The sequence below is a fragment of the Microcoleus sp. AR_TQ3_B6 genome (assembly GCF_036702785.1).
In the GTDB taxonomy this organism is placed as follows: Bacteria; Cyanobacteriota; Cyanobacteriia; order Cyanobacteriales; family Microcoleaceae; genus Microcoleus.
Genome location: NZ_JAUBVJ010000013.1, coordinates 109909 through 124681 on the forward strand (window position 1 = coordinate 109909; position 14773 = coordinate 124681).

Annotated in this window: 11 protein-coding genes and 2 pseudogenes; 5 read left to right on the plus strand and 8 right to left on the minus strand. The window is 45.5% G+C overall.

All coding sequences use genetic code 11. The features are described from left to right. Positions 1 to 49 precede the first annotated feature (49 nt). From QUB56_RS09440 to rpsT, 3 genes are all read right to left on the minus strand, one after another. Positions 50 to 466, minus strand: a complete 417-nt coding sequence (locus QUB56_RS09440; RefSeq protein ID WP_332954890.1) for a hypothetical protein — start codon at positions 464 to 466, stop codon at positions 50 to 52. Between the two features lie 113 nt (positions 467 to 579). Continuing rightward, positions 580 to 1359 (minus strand): TatD family hydrolase, encoded by a 780-nt coding sequence (locus QUB56_RS09445; protein ID WP_332954891.1) that lies wholly within the window; start codon positions 1357 to 1359, stop codon positions 580 to 582. Between the two features lie 294 nt (positions 1360 to 1653). Next, positions 1654 to 1956 carry a 30S ribosomal protein S20 gene (gene rpsT / locus QUB56_RS09450; RefSeq protein WP_332954892.1) on the minus strand — a complete coding sequence of 101 codons (303 nt, stop codon included), beginning with the start codon at positions 1954 to 1956 and terminating at the stop codon, positions 1654 to 1656. An 885-nt stretch (positions 1957 to 2841) separates the two neighbouring features. Here rpsT and hisD point away from each other — a divergent pair. The 5 genes from hisD to QUB56_RS09475 all read left to right on the plus strand — a co-directional run bounded on the left by hisD (position 2842) and on the right by QUB56_RS09475 (position 6873). Then, complete coding sequence (gene hisD / locus QUB56_RS09455) at positions 2842 to 4155, plus strand: histidinol dehydrogenase (RefSeq protein ID WP_332954893.1); 1314 nt, start codon at positions 2842 to 2844, stop codon at positions 4153 to 4155. 342 nt (positions 4156 to 4497) lie between these two features. Next, positions 4498 to 4926: a universal stress protein gene (locus QUB56_RS09460; protein ID WP_332954894.1), complete on the plus strand. Its 429-nt coding sequence runs from the start codon at positions 4498 to 4500 to the stop codon at positions 4924 to 4926. A gap of 94 nt (positions 4927 to 5020) precedes the next feature. Further along, the gene (locus QUB56_RS09465; RefSeq protein ID WP_332954895.1) at positions 5021 to 5899 is read left to right on the plus strand and encodes a hypothetical protein; all 879 of its coding nucleotides are present in this window, start codon (positions 5021 to 5023) and stop codon (positions 5897 to 5899) included. A gap of 15 nt (positions 5900 to 5914) precedes the next feature. Beyond that, positions 5915 to 6268 carry an STAS-like domain-containing protein gene (locus QUB56_RS09470; RefSeq protein WP_332954896.1) on the plus strand — a complete coding sequence of 118 codons (354 nt, stop codon included), beginning with the start codon at positions 5915 to 5917 and terminating at the stop codon, positions 6266 to 6268. Continuing rightward, positions 6268 to 6873 (plus strand): hypothetical protein, encoded by a 606-nt coding sequence (locus tag QUB56_RS09475; RefSeq protein ID WP_332954897.1) that lies wholly within the window; start codon positions 6268 to 6270, stop codon positions 6871 to 6873. Before QUB56_RS09470 ends, QUB56_RS09475 begins: the two co-directional genes overlap by 1 nt. Before the next feature lie 18 nt (positions 6874 to 6891). On the opposite strand, the pseudogene QUB56_RS09480 reads toward QUB56_RS09475, so the two are convergent. The 5 genes and pseudogenes from QUB56_RS09480 to QUB56_RS09500 all read right to left on the minus strand — a co-directional run. After that, positions 6892 to 7059 (minus strand): annotated as a pseudogene (locus tag QUB56_RS09480) (type II toxin-antitoxin system Phd/YefM family antitoxin); the annotation flags it as partial. Positions 7060 to 7374: 315 nt separating this feature from the next. After that, positions 7375 to 8709 (minus strand): carbamoylphosphate synthase large subunit, encoded by a 1335-nt coding sequence (locus QUB56_RS09485; protein ID WP_332954898.1) that lies wholly within the window; start codon positions 8707 to 8709, stop codon positions 7375 to 7377. Between the two features lie 142 nt (positions 8710 to 8851). After that, positions 8852 to 9745, minus strand: a complete 894-nt coding sequence (locus tag QUB56_RS09490; protein WP_332954899.1) for an isoaspartyl peptidase/L-asparaginase family protein — start codon at positions 9743 to 9745, stop codon at positions 8852 to 8854. A 397-nt stretch (positions 9746 to 10142) separates the two neighbouring features. Continuing rightward, positions 10143 to 10322: pseudogene (locus QUB56_RS09495) on the minus strand (hypothetical protein); the annotation flags it as partial. Positions 10323 to 10556: 234 nt separating this feature from the next. Continuing rightward, the coding region (locus tag QUB56_RS09500) for an adenylate/guanylate cyclase domain-containing protein (protein WP_332954900.1) at positions 10557 to 14773 on the minus strand (4217 nt) is incomplete at its 5' end.

Sequence of the window (14773 nt, forward strand, 5' to 3'; positions counted from 1 at the left end):
TTTTCCGCAGTGGCTCTAGCTTTTTACATGGCGCCAAGGCTTGGCTTTTTTACCTTGTTGCGTTTTTTTGATTGATTGTGTGAGAGAATTTATATGATGTTTTCGATCGCCTACCAACTGCTACAACGGTTAGTTTTGCGGGTTGCTCGCAGTATTTTTGTGTGGATTTTGGTTTCGATCGAGATGCTTTTCGCTCCGATCTCGTGGTGGGCCAGGGGAAATTCCCTACACTTTTGACTCCTAAAATTGACTTGACAGCTATTGCCAAATTGCTGAGGTTCCAAGTTTCTTCTGATGTGTAAGTTTGAGGTATTGCGTGAAGTTTTTGGCGATTCCGAAGGTTAGCGTACTCGCGTTGTGTTGGCCTCAAGCGGGCGACATCGCCGTCGCGGATACTAAGCCAACGCCCGATCGGTCGGTTCTTTTTATTATAGGACGCAAATCCGATCGCAGCAGGCAACGCCAAAAGAATCTCAAATAAAGGATGAATCCGGTTTTTCGGGCAGGATATAAATGTGATTGTCCCTCTCCCTTGCCGCTAAATCGACCTGTTTTCCTCGTTTCTCTGTTTTGAATAAGCTAAACTGAAAAGCCGAATAGCTGACAGGCATTTTCGGTTGTCTGCTGGGACAAAGTTAAGAGAGAAACTCCTCTCAATTTAGCAACTTGCTCGGCTACGTAGTAGACGTAGGCTGGTTCGTTGCGTTTTCCCCGCTGGGGTACGGGGGCGAGAAAAGGGCAATCTGTCTCGACTAGGATGCGATCGCTATTTACCATACAAGCTGATTCTTGTATTTGCAAGGCTTTTTTAAAGGTGACTGTTCCGCTAAAACTGATGTAGAAACCTAGGTCTAAAAACCACTGGGTTTCTTCGGGCGTGCCTCCCCAGCAGTGCATGACCCCGCGCACTGGCCCGCGTGTTTGCCAAAAGTTTCTCAGCATTTGGGCCATTGGGGCAGCGGCGTCCCGACAGTGGATAATGACTGGTTTGTCAAGTTGCTGGGCGATTTCAAGCTGTGCCTCAAACACTTTAAACTGGTGTTCTCGATCGTCAGCTTTATAAAAGTCCAGTCCGGTTTCGCCGATCGCCACTACCCTAGAGTCCGAATTCGCTAGTTCCCTAATCTGGCTCGCAGTCTCATCTTTCCACTTGTCGGCATCTAAGGGGTGGAGTCCCACCGCAAAGGAGACTTCTGCGAACTGATTGGCGATTGCTTGAATGCCAGCAAACTCTTCTGGCTCTACACAAGAATGAACCAGCCGAACTACACCAGCTTCGCGCCAGCGTTCTCGAATGGCTTCTAACTCAGATTTGTAGGTCTCAAAGTTGATATGAACGTGAGTGTCGATGAGCTGCATGGGGGAAGCAGATTAGAGGTGATACGGGAGAATCCCTGTGGGTCAGGTATGAGGGATCGAAAAAGCGAGATTAGGAGACTGGGAGACTGCGAGGAAGTGGGATTGTGGGAGAGGGGGGAGGGTGCGAGTGGGAAAAATCTTTCTTCTTCCTTTTTCCCTGAGTATCCCTCCGCTAAATCCCGTACACAATCCGGTTCCAAACTTCACGCTTGACTTCTTCCTTCAACATTTATCCCTTAAATCCGTCCTATCCCGTACACAATCCGTTGCCTTTCTTCCTGCTGTCTTACTGTCTTAAGATGCTACCGATGATACTTCGTGTGGCTTGAGAGTTCTTGCCAAACGGGACTTTTTGCGAGCGCCGTTGTTGCGGTGGAGTACACCTTTTTTGACAGCTTTGTCGATTTTGCTGTAGGCTTCAGACATTCGCTGTTGGACTTCTTGCATTAATTCAGGGCTCGGAGCGGCAGCGTATTTGTCAACCGCCGCAAAATACTTCTTCATCAAAGTTTTGACCGCTGACTTGTAAGATTTGTTGTACAAGCGGTTACGTTCGGCGATTTTGACTCGTTTGACGGCGGACTTAATATTTGCCATAGTTCAGTTGCTGGAAGTAGGTATTCATTGATACACCCTAGTCTCAAGACAGTCTCAAGACACGGGGATTTGGAAGGACAACCTTTTCGGGAGCGATCCGCAAAAAGCTTGATTTTAAAAGGCTGAGTCAGACAGCCACCCTCCACTCGCTCAGTTCAATCTGAGTCTGTGGCTATTTTTTGGCGATCGCCCGCGCAATAATTTTTTATTGACTTATTTAACGGCCCATTTTTTGCCCCTGACGATACCCAAAGGTATGACACGGATGTTACGGAGGCCTTTTGCGTGGTTTCCACCGTCACCAGTTAAAGTCACGGTTTCTGGCGCCCAATTTTCCAGTATACAATAATTTGGCGTTTTTTTATAAAAAAATGATCGGGTGTTGGAAAAACTAATATAGCATCTATTCTGCAAAGAATGTGATTCCCTGAAAAATCCAAGTTAAGCTATAACAAAGAGTACGGGTTATTGGGGCTTCGGCAAGAAGCACTTACCGCAGGTAGAAGGCAGAAGGCAGAAGGTAGAAGGTAGAAGGTAGCCGGAGTAGAAGGTAGAAGGTAGAAGGCAGAATCAACATTCTCCCGCTTGCACACTCTCCCCCTCACACACACTCGGGCTCGGACACTCTCCCCGTCTGATATCGAACCCTCTCCCGCAGCACCCGGCTCTCTGGCGCACAATTCCTCAGAAAGGTTGTGACTTGTCCTCGGTGTTGCAAAATCCTCGACAGAGATTTAAACGCTGCACTGAAGCCTTTGAAAATGCCGCGAGTCTCGCGGTTTAAGCTTGTGGACTGGTGGTGGCCTACTTCAGCAGGAGACAGCCACAAAAATCCCCAATTGTCAAGCAAATGTTAGTGAATTATAGACGGCATTCCTAATCTCCATGCTGCGAATCATTACTCAGTGGGTTGAGGCACAAGCTGAACTGCGACGAATCTGCGATCGCACCCATGACGAACTTGTCGTTCACAAAGAAGCCACCGTCCGGGAGGTGCTGCAAGCTGTAAGGCGCAGAGGCGATCAGGCTGTGCTGCACTACACTGCTGAATTTGACCGCATGACCCTAAATGTGGAAGAATTACGGGTCAGCGGCGCCGAATTGGATGCTGCTTACCAGCAGGTGTCGAAAGAATTATTAAATGCAATCCGCACAGCTTGCAAACAGGTAGAGGCGTTTCACCGACAGCGCGTCCCGAAGTCTTGGGTGCAGTTTGGTGATGACGAGATTGTTTTGGGCAAACGCTACACCCCGGTCGATCGAGCGGGAATTTACATTCCTGGCGGTCAGGCGTCCTATCCAAGCTCGGTGATCATGAATGCGGTGCCAGCCAAGGTCGCCAAGGTTCCGAGACTGGTGATGTGTACTCCCCCCGGACAGGAGAAGAAAATGAATCCTGCAGTGCTCGTAGCGGCTCAGGAAGCGGGAGTTGATGAGATTTATCGGGTAGGCGGGGCGCAGGCGATCGCAGCTTTGGCCTACGGTACGGAAACTATTCCGAAGGTGGATTTAATTACTGGGCCGGGGAATATTTACGTCACCCTGGCTAAAAAACTGGTTTACGGGACTGTGGGGATCGATTCTCTGGCTGGCCCGTCCGAGGTACTGATCGTAGCAGACGGTTCGGCGAATCCTGTACACGTAGCTGCGGATATGTTGGCTCAAGCTGAACATGATTCGATGGCGTCGGCAATTTTGCTGACGGCGGATTCGGTGCTGGCGAGGAAAGTGGTGGCCGAGGTAGACAGACAGTTGGCAAATCACCCGCGCCGAACTTTAACAGAAAAGGCGATCGCCAACTATGGTTTAGTTGTAGTAGTTGATTCGCTCAAAGCGGCGGCGGAACTCTCTAACGAGTTTGCCCCGGAACACTTGGAATTGCAAGTTGCAGATCCCTGGGCTTTGCTCGACCAAATTCGCCACGCTGGGGCGATTTTCTTGGGCTGCTCGACGCCGGAAGCTGTGGGCGATTATTTGGCTGGCCCGAATCACACTTTGCCGACTTCTGGGGCTGCTCGCTATGCGTCGCCCCTGGGTGTCGAGACTTTTATGAAGCATTCGAGTTTGATTCAATATTCGCCTGCTGCACTTAAAAAGGTGGGTAGGGCGATAAATGTGTTAGCCGAAGCTGAAGGGCTTCCTTCTCATGCTGATTCGGTGCGACTGCGGACTGAAAATGAGGGAAAGAGTGAGTTTTAGATGGTAGATTTGAGATTGGCGATCGATATTTAAGTAGATGAGCGACAAAATACATAATTAGTCAAAAGCCAGTGAAACGCAGTAAAACGAAGCAATTCGCTGGCGATTATCCTAGCTTTACATTCTGTGACAAGCGGCCGAGTTTATTTCCACGTACATACTGACGCACTCCGGGCTTCACAAACCCGGTTTCTTCAAGTATCTTGCTGAAATGATGCAATTATGTTAGGAAACCGGGTTTCTACCTAGGTAATGATGATGTTGGTGGAAAGCGCGAAATTGTTGAAAGTAGGCGACAATCAACGAGAAATTTAAAGTCTAGTATCTGAGATTTAAACGTGCATGGTATTAAATACAGTTTTGGTAGCGATCGACAATTCAGAGTTAGCGAATCAGGTATTGCAAGTTGTAGGACAATTTCAGCTAGAACCGACGGCAAAGGTGATTCTAGTTCATGTTGTCAGTTATGGTACGTCGGATTTTGACGCGGTTGTCGATCGACCTCACCCTCAGGGAGATGAGATTGCTTACCGAGAAGTGGAGAAGTTACTGCAATCTTATCAGGAAAAGTTGCCTTGCCAGAGCGAGTTAGAAATTGTTTCCGGACAGCCAGCAGAGGAAATTTTGCGTTTGGCTAATATTTATAAAGCCGATTTAATTGCGATCGGCTGTCGCGGTTTGACTGGTTTAAAGCGGATTTTGGAGGGTTCGGTGAGTGCGGAGGTTGTCGCTGAAGCTCCTTGTTCGGTGTTGGTGGTGCGGGCTAGGTAGGTAGGGGGAATTGAACCGCAGAGGTTGACAGTGCGATCGGCTGATTGATATTTTACTAAATTTCTTTCTGGATCAAGCCTTCCATAGAATAATTATGAGCGTGACTCTTAACATCCCTACAATCAATGATGCTCTGAACGATTTTGACAATCTGTTTCAGCTTTTGGAGCAACTAAATGAGGATTGCTCAGAAGTAATTATTGACTTTTCTAAATGTTTTTTTCTCAGACAAAATGCCGTAGCTTTTCTGGGAGGATTGATTCGTATCATTCAATCCCGCTCGATAAAATTAAACATTAATTGGGATAGTATTCATAATAACATAAAAATCAATCTTGAACAAAACGGATTCATGTATGCTTTTTGTGAGAATAAAGAATCTTGGCAGGGTAATTCTATCCCTTATCGAGAAGATAAAAAACAAGATAAAGATGGCTTGGTTGACTACCTAGCAGAAAAATGGCTAGGACGAGACTGGGTTGATATAAGTCAAAAATTGCAAAACGTCATCGTAGGAACCGTTTGGGAGATATACGCTAACGCCTTTGAGCATGGGCAAACAGAAATCGGAGTCTTTAGCTGTGGACAGCACTACCCTAAAAAAAAGGAACTTAAACTCACTGTGGTTGACTTCGGTGTTGGGATTCCCAAAAATGTCCGCCTATTCCAAAATCTCCCTGATTTACCAGCACACAAAGCCCTAAAATGGGCATTTGAAGCCGGAAATACCACCAGACGCGGTAATGTAACTGGGGGCGTTGGACCTGACTATCTGAAAAGATTTGTAAAGATGAATGGAGGAAAGTTGGAGTTTTTCAGTCACAATGGGTATGTCCTGATTAACAAAGATGAGGAAACTTACCAAAATCGCCCAACCTTTTTCGGAGGGACACTGGTTAACATTACTCTCCAATGTGATGAAGCCATTTATGTGCTGGCTTCTGACACCGACGGCGACGCCCCACTTTTCTGAGGGAACTTCTGAAATATGAAATCTTACAAGATTGGCACTTTGATTGGGAAAACTTGCATGACACCCGATGACGGTATGAAGGTGTATGAGTTGACATACCCCGAACTACGGGCAGAGCACGCTGTGGAGCTTGACTTTGCTGGTGTAGAGATTTTTGCATCTCCGTTCTTCAATTTTGCCATTGGACAGCTACTTAGGGATATCTCCCCAGACACTTTAAACCGTCTGCTGAAATTTTCTCATCTTAATAGTGTAGGCAATCAAATACTCAAACAGGTGATTAAGAACTCAAAACGCTACTACGCAGCAGATGATGCAACCCGCAATGCAATTAATGAAATTGTCAGCCAACAGGTGGGAAATGTATAATGGCAGTCCAATATGCAGTCAAGGCTGAGGTAGTTAATATCCAGTTTGACACACCTCAAAAAGATGACATTTTTCTGGTAGATACTAATGTCTGGTACTGGCTGACTTACACTCAAGCCAGTACCTCGGCGAAGAGCTATCAAATAAAGGATTATCCTGCTTATTTAGGAAAAATTATTCCTGATCAAGAAAGGCTTTTATATTGTGGGCTTTCTTTGGCAGAGTTAGCACATACTATTGAACAAGCGGAACGAAAAATTTTTTCGACTACAATAACACCAAAAGACTATCGCCATAACGAGCCAACAGAGAGAGCTAACGTAGTAGCTGAAGTTATAACCGCTTGGGGTCAGGTAACATCTATGGCTGGACCGACTGATGTAACTATTGATGAAACTACGACTAAGGAATCTTTAACTAGATTTCAAACTCAACTTTTAGATGGCTACGATCTGCTAATTCTCGAAGCAATGGATAAAGCAGGGGTAGTTCAAGTAATTACTGATGATGGTGATTATGTGACTGTTCCTGGTATCAAAGTTTTTACTGCTAACCTCAATGTAATTACGGCAGCCAGAAATCAAGGTAAGCTGATTACTAGATAAGAAATAAGACCAAATGCTTCATAAGTAATCAACACGCGATCGCAGCAGATATACTGTCTCTATTAAGCTTGCCAATTCGTCAGTGGCAATTAAGGCTACATTTTTGCCGTCAGAGCGGGTGATGATGGCATCGCGATCGCTTATGACTTGTTCGCACAGTTCATCGAGATTGGTCTGAGCTTCAGTATAAGTTACTTGGGTTTATGTGAGTGACATGGTTTTTGGCTTCCCAATACTTTGGACTTTCTTCAAATTGACAAGACTTAGCTTTTATAGTCACAATCATCTTTAAGAGGCACTATTATAGCTTTCCCATAGGAAAAAAATGACTGCACAACCATTATCCCTCCCCCAAGCAAACTTAAAAATGGCTCTCTGGGCTGAAAATGCTGCAAAAGGTTCGATCGCACATCAACGTCTATCTCTGTTCCAAAGCACTTAAAAATTTAATAAATTCGATCGCCACCACCACCCCAAACGCTGCAATCGGTAGAGTAGATATCAACCAAATTGCTGCAATCCCTTACTGTGCAAATTCTCCTCGATGTGCTGCATATCCTTCATATCCTCACCGGCAATTATCCCGTAAATTTCCGTGTAGATTTTCCCGTATTTAACCTTCTCTAAAGCCGACAGGATTATCAAGTCCTTGCGATCGAGTTCTGATTTCAGCGTAACAAGAATCGATTCCAAAGTCCCATCCATTCGCCAGCTACTGGAATATTGAGCCACCTCCTTTCCCAGCCCCAGTAAGGTATGGCGCTGCACGCAAAGCGGAGTCGAACCATTAACTCGGAAATTGGCATCGATGGCATACAACTGTCCCTCTGAGTCTTCCAGCACGTCGAAGCCAATAACGCCGAAATAACCCTGTTGATGAGCATATTTACCAATAGCGGCAATCATCTCAAAAAACCTACTCATGTCGGTTTCGCGGTAGTGAATCAGTCCCCCTAAATAGCTGCCCTCAGGGGTGACAAGTTGGCTAGTAGTGCCGATGAGCGTGATATTTCCCGTTTTGCTGACATAGAACTGCACGCAAAAGTTCTGCACTTCATTCTTGACGAATTCCGAGACAATAATCGTATCCAGCAACTTAATCTCGAGATATTTCCTCACTTCCTGCAAGCAGTAATTCAGATCGCTGGCGCTTTTGATAATATAAGTGCCTTCTCCAGAAAGCCCGTGGGATGTTTTAATCAAGTAGGGGAATTGCTCTGGTAACTGAATGCTTTCGAGATTGACTTCGTGCAGATTGTAGGTTTGGTATTTCGGACATTGCACCCCTAATTCTGCTAGCGTTGCTTTGCTCAGCAAGTGGTAGTGGATGTCGGGATGGACGGCGTGTTTTTCGGGTTTGAGATTGTCGAAGGGAAATAGAGTCAGGAGTTTGTCAAAGCGATCGCTTCGGCTGAGATCTTCGAGATAAGTTGAGCAGTCTATCATCTCCATACTGCTGTAGCTGAAGCCAAAATGCTCCCGCCAATAGTCAATCAGCGAGTGCGGCGGCTGATTAATCACAATCCCTGGGATGGCATCGCCTAACACAGCCAGATTTTTCCAAGGTTCCTTCTGGCCAATCTTGTCGAAAGAAGTTTTGGTGGCTTCACTGCTGCCGTCTTGAATAAAGTATTTTTCCCTGTTGGGGTAAGCAGCCCAACTGGCAGTTGCAGGGTAATTTAGGATGAACCCATAACGTGCATCTGTGATGTCTGGAGCAAATAAATCCGAAAGAGAATTACCCTGAAAGTAAGGAAAGTCGTATGTGGAGTTCATAGAAAAATCCAAGTCGAGTTTGAATTGAACTGTTTTCCCGGCCACTAAGTAGCTGGACATAATTAAAAGTAGGGTGGGCAAGGCCCGCCCTACAAATTGAAAAAATGTTTATTGATGTCCAGCTACTTAATACCTAGGAAACAAGATATTAGTAGCGGAATTTTAACTCTCTCCAACTAAAGAGAATGCAACCTCAATAATTTCAATGATGGACGAGTTGTTTTTTCTTAGTGAACACAGCCACCTTGTCCATTTCTTCGGTTCTATAAGCACAAGCCATGTCCGTTGAGTTATGCGCCCAGCCAACCCGCCCTTGAGGGTCTATGAGGATGCACCCAGCTTCTCCTGCCACCTTAGATGCCAGAGTCTCAATTGCCATCTTCGCTGCATCGTTTGGGTGCTTGCCGGAGGCTAGAAAGTCGATCGCAACCTTAGCCAAAACTACTGGCATAATCGACTCACCATCGCCTGTGGTCGAGCAACCGCCGTATTGACTGTCAGCAAACAAGCCTGAGCCGATAATGGCGCTGTCGCCGACGCGACCGGCGGGCTTATTCATAGTGCCGCCTGTTGAGGTACCGGCAACTAAGGTGCCGCTGCTGTCCAAAGCTACACAACCAACGGTATTGGGGCGGTCAATAACTTCTTTTTCCTCCTCCCACTCTTCCTGTTGCTCATCCGCGATTAAGTCTTCTTTTGTACACATCTCGGCTCCACTTTCTGCAGCAAAATGTTCTGCGTGATCGGCTACTAAAAACATGGGTTTTTTATCCATAATCTTTCGCGCCACTGAGATGGGATGGCGCACGCCTTGAACATTTGCGAGGGCTCCCCAAGCTAAGGAACCGCCTTCCATCATCGCTGCGTCTAGCTCTACCTCTCCCTGGTTGTTGAGAACCGATCCAAAGCCTGCGTTAAATGTCTGGTCAGCTTCCAGAACCCGGATAGCTGCCTCAACAGCTTCTGCTGCGGAACCCCCCCTTGCGAGCACTGCCCAACCAGCTTCTGCTGCTGCGGTACAGCCTGCATTGTTGGCTGCAACCTTGTCTTCGGTGATGGTTTTTGCTCCACCGTGAACAATAATACTCAGTACCATAAATTTCCTTTTTTTATCTTAAGCTCTACTTAAAAATTCCTTATATCAATCAATTTATTATAAGCAATTTTTAAGTATTTTCTTTTTTGTTACTTACATAGCCTAGCTGTGTTTAACTTAGGATTCGTCTATCTTCAGATATAATTATTTTTGTCTATATTTGTATTCCTACCGACGTTGCTATTTACGAATTATTAATATATATGTTGCCAAAGTTAGGTCAATAGTTTGGGCAAATTTAGCTTCGAGTTAGTTAAGAAAATTGAAAGAGTTAGGGAGTAAAGATGAGGTAAAACTTAAGGCGATGCACTACACCTAAACAGGCAAAATCGGTAAAGGTGAAGAATGAGACTTTGAGAGAAAATAAGTGCGATCGCCCTTCACATCACTCTGAGGCTTACTGCTTACCCGCCAAAAACTCCCGCAGCCGCAACAAACTAGCCGTTTGCCCCAAAGAAAGCGCTAGCAGCGACACTCCCTCCAACCGAGACTGCAGCCAACCGTCGCCCCCATACCACTCGTGAAATCCGTCAATTCCCTGACTCAACAACAGCCGCAGACAATTGTGCTCAGCAATATAGCGGTGGGCGATTCCCCTGTACACGGTCAATCGATTTTAGATTTTAGATTTTAGATTTTAGATTGACCCCACGGATAAATGCTCTTTCTTGAGGATTTTCGAAAATCGATTTGGGATTGATTCCACGGATAAATCCGGGGGGCTTGTACCACCTTTGAAATTCGCTTGTCAGAAAAATGAAAACGATCTCCCCCTGCAACAATGTAGCGATCGAGTTTGGGACTGTTGCAATTAATCTAAATTGTGTGGCCTGTCTTGGAGTTTTGTGGGAGTCGCTAATCCAGACTGACAGCGTTCCCAATAAATTTTAGCAGCCCGATCGCCCTGATTGTGACGCCAACACTCGGAAAACAGCCGCGCTGCTTCCGCTACATTCCCTTCCCAGTAAATTGCCCTAGCTTCTGCAAACAATTCCAGCGTAGCTAACTTGCCCGCTTTGATTTCTGGCCCATCAGCATCAAACACCTCATAAACTGTTACTAATTCTGATTTTCCCTTGACTTTTACCGTATCGAGGGTGCGGATTGCGTACTCGGATGGATTTTTTAGGCGCGAGTAAGTTTCCTGGGTGATTAACAGCGACACCCCATAATTTTTTGTCAAACTTTCCACCCGAGAAGCTAAATTCACCGCATCGCTGATTACCGTCCCGTCCATGCGATTTTGACCGCCCACCGTTCCCAGCATCAAAGTTCCAGTATTGATGCCAATCCCAATCTGAATCGGCGCACAGCCAAAATTAGCGCGATTTTGATTGTATTCAACCAGGCCCTGCAGCATAGCAATTCCGGCTTTCACCGCATTATCCGCCTCGCCGCTAAACAGCGCCATAATCGCATCGCCAATATATTTATCAATAAATCCGTTATTTTCATTAATGACGGGTTCCATGCGAGAAAGATAGGAATTGATAAATCTGAAATTCTCCTCCGGCGTCATGCTTTCCGAGAGCGTGGTGAAGTCGCGAATGTCGGAAAACAACACCGACATTTCCAACTGCACCTGATCGCCCAATTGCACATCAATAATGCTTGATTTCTCTAAAAACTGGAGGAACTGATTGGGGACGAAGCGCTCATAAGCTTTGTTGAGTTGGAACAATTCATTGGTAAATCTGATTCGCTCTGTTTCGGCTTTTTTTCGCTCCGTAATATCTTGAAAGGCTACAATGGCATAAGCAATGTGACCCTTTTCATCATAGATGGGAGTACCCCAACCCTCGATCGGGATAATCTTATCACCCTGGTGGATTTCTATATCGTCAGCGGTTGTACTTTCGCCGTTCAACGCCCGAACAATTGGCAAATCAGCAGCGGGATATTCCTCATCCGTACCCGCTTTATAGTTTTGATAAACTTCTGCTATTTGCTCCGATCTAGCATCCGCTATGACTCCTTTACCAAGTAAATCCTGTCCCACGCGATTTGTATAATAAGGTTTTCCGGAAGCATCCACGATTCCTATACCAACTGGTATCGCTTCTAAGAATTGAGCCAGTTTTCTTTCATTCTCGCGTACTTCTGTATAAAGCTTAGAATTTTGAATCGAGATTGCCGCCTGTCCAGATAACACTTTTAATAGTTCTACTCTTTCTGGCGTAAAAGCTCCGGCGGTCAAATTGTTTTCTAGATAAACAATACTGACGATTTGAGATTGGTTGATCAGCGGCACGCATAAAATTGATTTAGTATGATGCTTTTGGATGTAGGGGTCGTTGGTAAATTTTCCCGATCGCACAGCATCATCTAGTACCACGCTTTCTTGAGTGCGGGCCACATAATTGACAATTGCACAGGAAAGTTCCTGGCAATTTTCAACCTCGATTGACTGCAACACGGTAATGGGATTGTCATCTATTTTCCCTTCAGCTTCAATTAACAGTTTTCCCTGAATTGATAAAATTAGATATCCTCTTTGCGCCCCGGCACTTTCCATCAGAATTTTCATCAAGCTCGACATGAGCTTATCTAGCATTATTTCACCGGAAATCGCGCTCGTTGCTTTCATTACTGTGGTGATATCTAAGTGAGAACCAGAACCCGTGGTCGTCACTGATGCCTTATTTTTAGTTGTTTTTATTCCCGGTTGGATTGGTGCCAATAACTGCGGATATTGTGTTTCTAAATCCGTTACCTTAGCAGTGGCTCCCCATTGAACATAACAATAATATGCCTCAATCATGTAGGTTTGAGCAAGTTTTTCTTTACCCCATTCCCAGTAGAATTTTGCTGCTAGTTCGTTAGCTAGTGCTTCTTCGTTGAGGAATTTATTTTCTTTGGCTCCAGAAACGGCGCGATCGTACATTTCAATAGCCTCGGCTTTATTGCCCAAAACTCGATGTTTTTCGGCCTCAACTAAATACCATTTATGTAGATAATTCATGGGAGCATTTTGCGCCCATTGGTGCAGAGTCGCTTGATGGGTTTCCACAGAGGCGAGAAGATCGGCTTGCTCGGTTTCTGGCTGTGTAGGGAAAAGTGCCAACTTCGTCAGAGCGGCATAGAAATGGAAAATGGGAACCAAAACTAATCCCGATACTGCGATTAAATACTGTTGGCCTTGGGCAATGTAGTCTAGGGCCGCCGTGTAATTTCCATAGCAGTAGGCAAGCAACAGTTTGTAGATGTAGGCAATAGCGATCTTACTGAGGTCATTGTTCTGATTATGCTTAGGAATCATCACTGTTTCATCATAGGCTCTTCCGATTAAACAATCGGGCCGAATACTGGTGTCCCTCAAGTTTTGCAGCGTCTGCCGTGTCACATCCAACAAACCCTGGGGAGAATATTGCTTTACCTGCGCCAAGGCAGCCCTGTAACTTATTATTTCGGTTTCCCAAGTGTCTAGTTCTACCCCACCGAAGAAATGAGCATAAAAGTAATTGCTTATGCTATAGCCAGCGTATAAAAAATCGCCAGTTTCCATGCCAGCCGTATAGCCATCTTTCAGCGTCGGTATTGTTGCCCTTAGAGATTCTTGGTGATGCTGAATAAAACCCCCAAACAGAACCACAATTACAGACTTGAATTCCGGCGTATTGAACCGATCCAGCAATGAGAGTGCCAATTGCCCAAAGGCATAGCCTGTTTCTACCTCTCCCAAAAAACCACACAATGCCATCCCATGAATTGCATACCCCACGCTTGATGCGGGTGCATTCCCAAATTGGAGGGATAAACTCACCATCGTGCAGCTAACTAGGGGCGTTAAACTCGGCATTCCTTGAAAAATGGGTGCAAACATTCCTAACAGTTGCATAGCTGCCTGAGTCTGTGGATTTGTCATCACGGGCAGATCGACGAGTTCTTCAATCCTTCTACCGCTTAGTTGACTCTTCAGGGCTTGTAGCCCTTTAGCAATCAAGGCTTCCTCAGGTGCTGTGGGTAGTTCAACTCCCAATTGCAAGAGTGCATCTCTTGTTACTGCGATCGCCTCCAACATCTTGCCCTGGGTTGTCTGGGCGGCAATTGAAATTTCGTAAATTTTAATTTTGTCTAAAATCGTCTGAGCATTCTGCAATACCTGTGCTGCCATCTGTTCCATACCCTCAAGGTCCGCATTCAAATAGGCAGCTTCGGTAGCAGCAATATAGAGATTCAGGGTCAACTCATACTGACTTTGCCAGCAGTTGGCCCTCAGTAGCTCAATCCCTGTTTGCAGATAGACCATTGCGGCTGCGTAGGCGGTAGAACTTCTTGCCTTACCTCCCGCTGCTAAGTTGAGTTGGGCTAAGGTTTCTCGTTCGCTTAATTGATTGATTAACTCAATTCCTTGATTTAAATGCCCCACAAGATCGAACAGTTTTTCCTCTCTTTCTAGTTCCGAGTAATTTTGGAGAAGTAACTGTCCGATTTTGAGATGAGTGGCTTGTTTTTGGTTTTCGGGTATTAGGGAATAAGCTGCTTGCTGGACGCGATCGTGCAGGAAGCGATAAGTTGGATTAGCAACAGACTCAATATGGGAGCGATCATCTGTTGGAATGAAACATTTATAGCCTTCTGTAATCGGTAAAATGAGTTCTTCTTGTAAGGCTCTCCAAAGTGCTGATGCGGTTTGTTCGGGTAGTTCTTCGTTAACTATTGCCAAGGTATCTAAATCAAACTGCGCCCCTATGCAGGCGGCAAGTTTCAGAACCTCCTGAGTTTCTTTTGGCAACTTTTGCAATTGCACCGCCATAAACTCCACCACATCCGAGGCGTGAGTAAGTCGAGCTTGAGCAATATCGCACTTCCAATGCCCTACATCCGAGTCAAAGATAATTTGACTATCTTCATAAAGCGACTTGAGGAATTGAGTAGAGAAAAAGGGATTACCTTTGGTTTTTTGATAAACCAATTCTGTCAAAGGTTTAGAATAGGATAAATCGCAAAGCAGCGTATCTGCTACCAACTGATTGATATCTGCTAAACTCAACGGTTGCAGGGTAATAGTATTCACCACTGCCCCAG

What these genes read in the sequence shown, in the direction of transcription:
- QUB56_RS09445 (WP_332954891.1), bottom strand. Translation starts at nt 1,359, where the DNA reads ATGCAGCTCATCGACACTCACGTTCATATCAACTTTGAGACCTACAAA.
- rpsT (WP_332954892.1), bottom strand. Translation starts at nt 1,956, where the DNA reads ATGGCAAATATTAAGTCCGCCGTCAAACGAGTCAAAATCGCCGAACGT.
- hisD (WP_332954893.1), top strand. Translation starts at nt 2,842, where the DNA reads ATGCTGCGAATCATTACTCAGTGGGTTGAGGCACAAGCTGAACTGCGA.
- QUB56_RS09460 (WP_332954894.1), top strand. Translation starts at nt 4,498, where the DNA reads ATGGTATTAAATACAGTTTTGGTAGCGATCGACAATTCAGAGTTAGCG.
- QUB56_RS09465 (WP_332954895.1), top strand. Translation starts at nt 5,021, where the DNA reads ATGAGCGTGACTCTTAACATCCCTACAATCAATGATGCTCTGAACGAT.
- QUB56_RS09470 (WP_332954896.1), top strand. Translation starts at nt 5,915, where the DNA reads ATGAAATCTTACAAGATTGGCACTTTGATTGGGAAAACTTGCATGACA.
- QUB56_RS09475 (WP_332954897.1), top strand. Translation starts at nt 6,268, where the DNA reads ATGGCAGTCCAATATGCAGTCAAGGCTGAGGTAGTTAATATCCAGTTT.
- QUB56_RS09485 (WP_332954898.1), bottom strand. Translation starts at nt 8,709, where the DNA reads ATGTCCAGCTACTTAGTGGCCGGGAAAACAGTTCAATTCAAACTCGAC.
- QUB56_RS09490 (WP_332954899.1), bottom strand. Translation starts at nt 9,745, where the DNA reads ATGGTACTGAGTATTATTGTTCACGGTGGAGCAAAAACCATCACCGAA.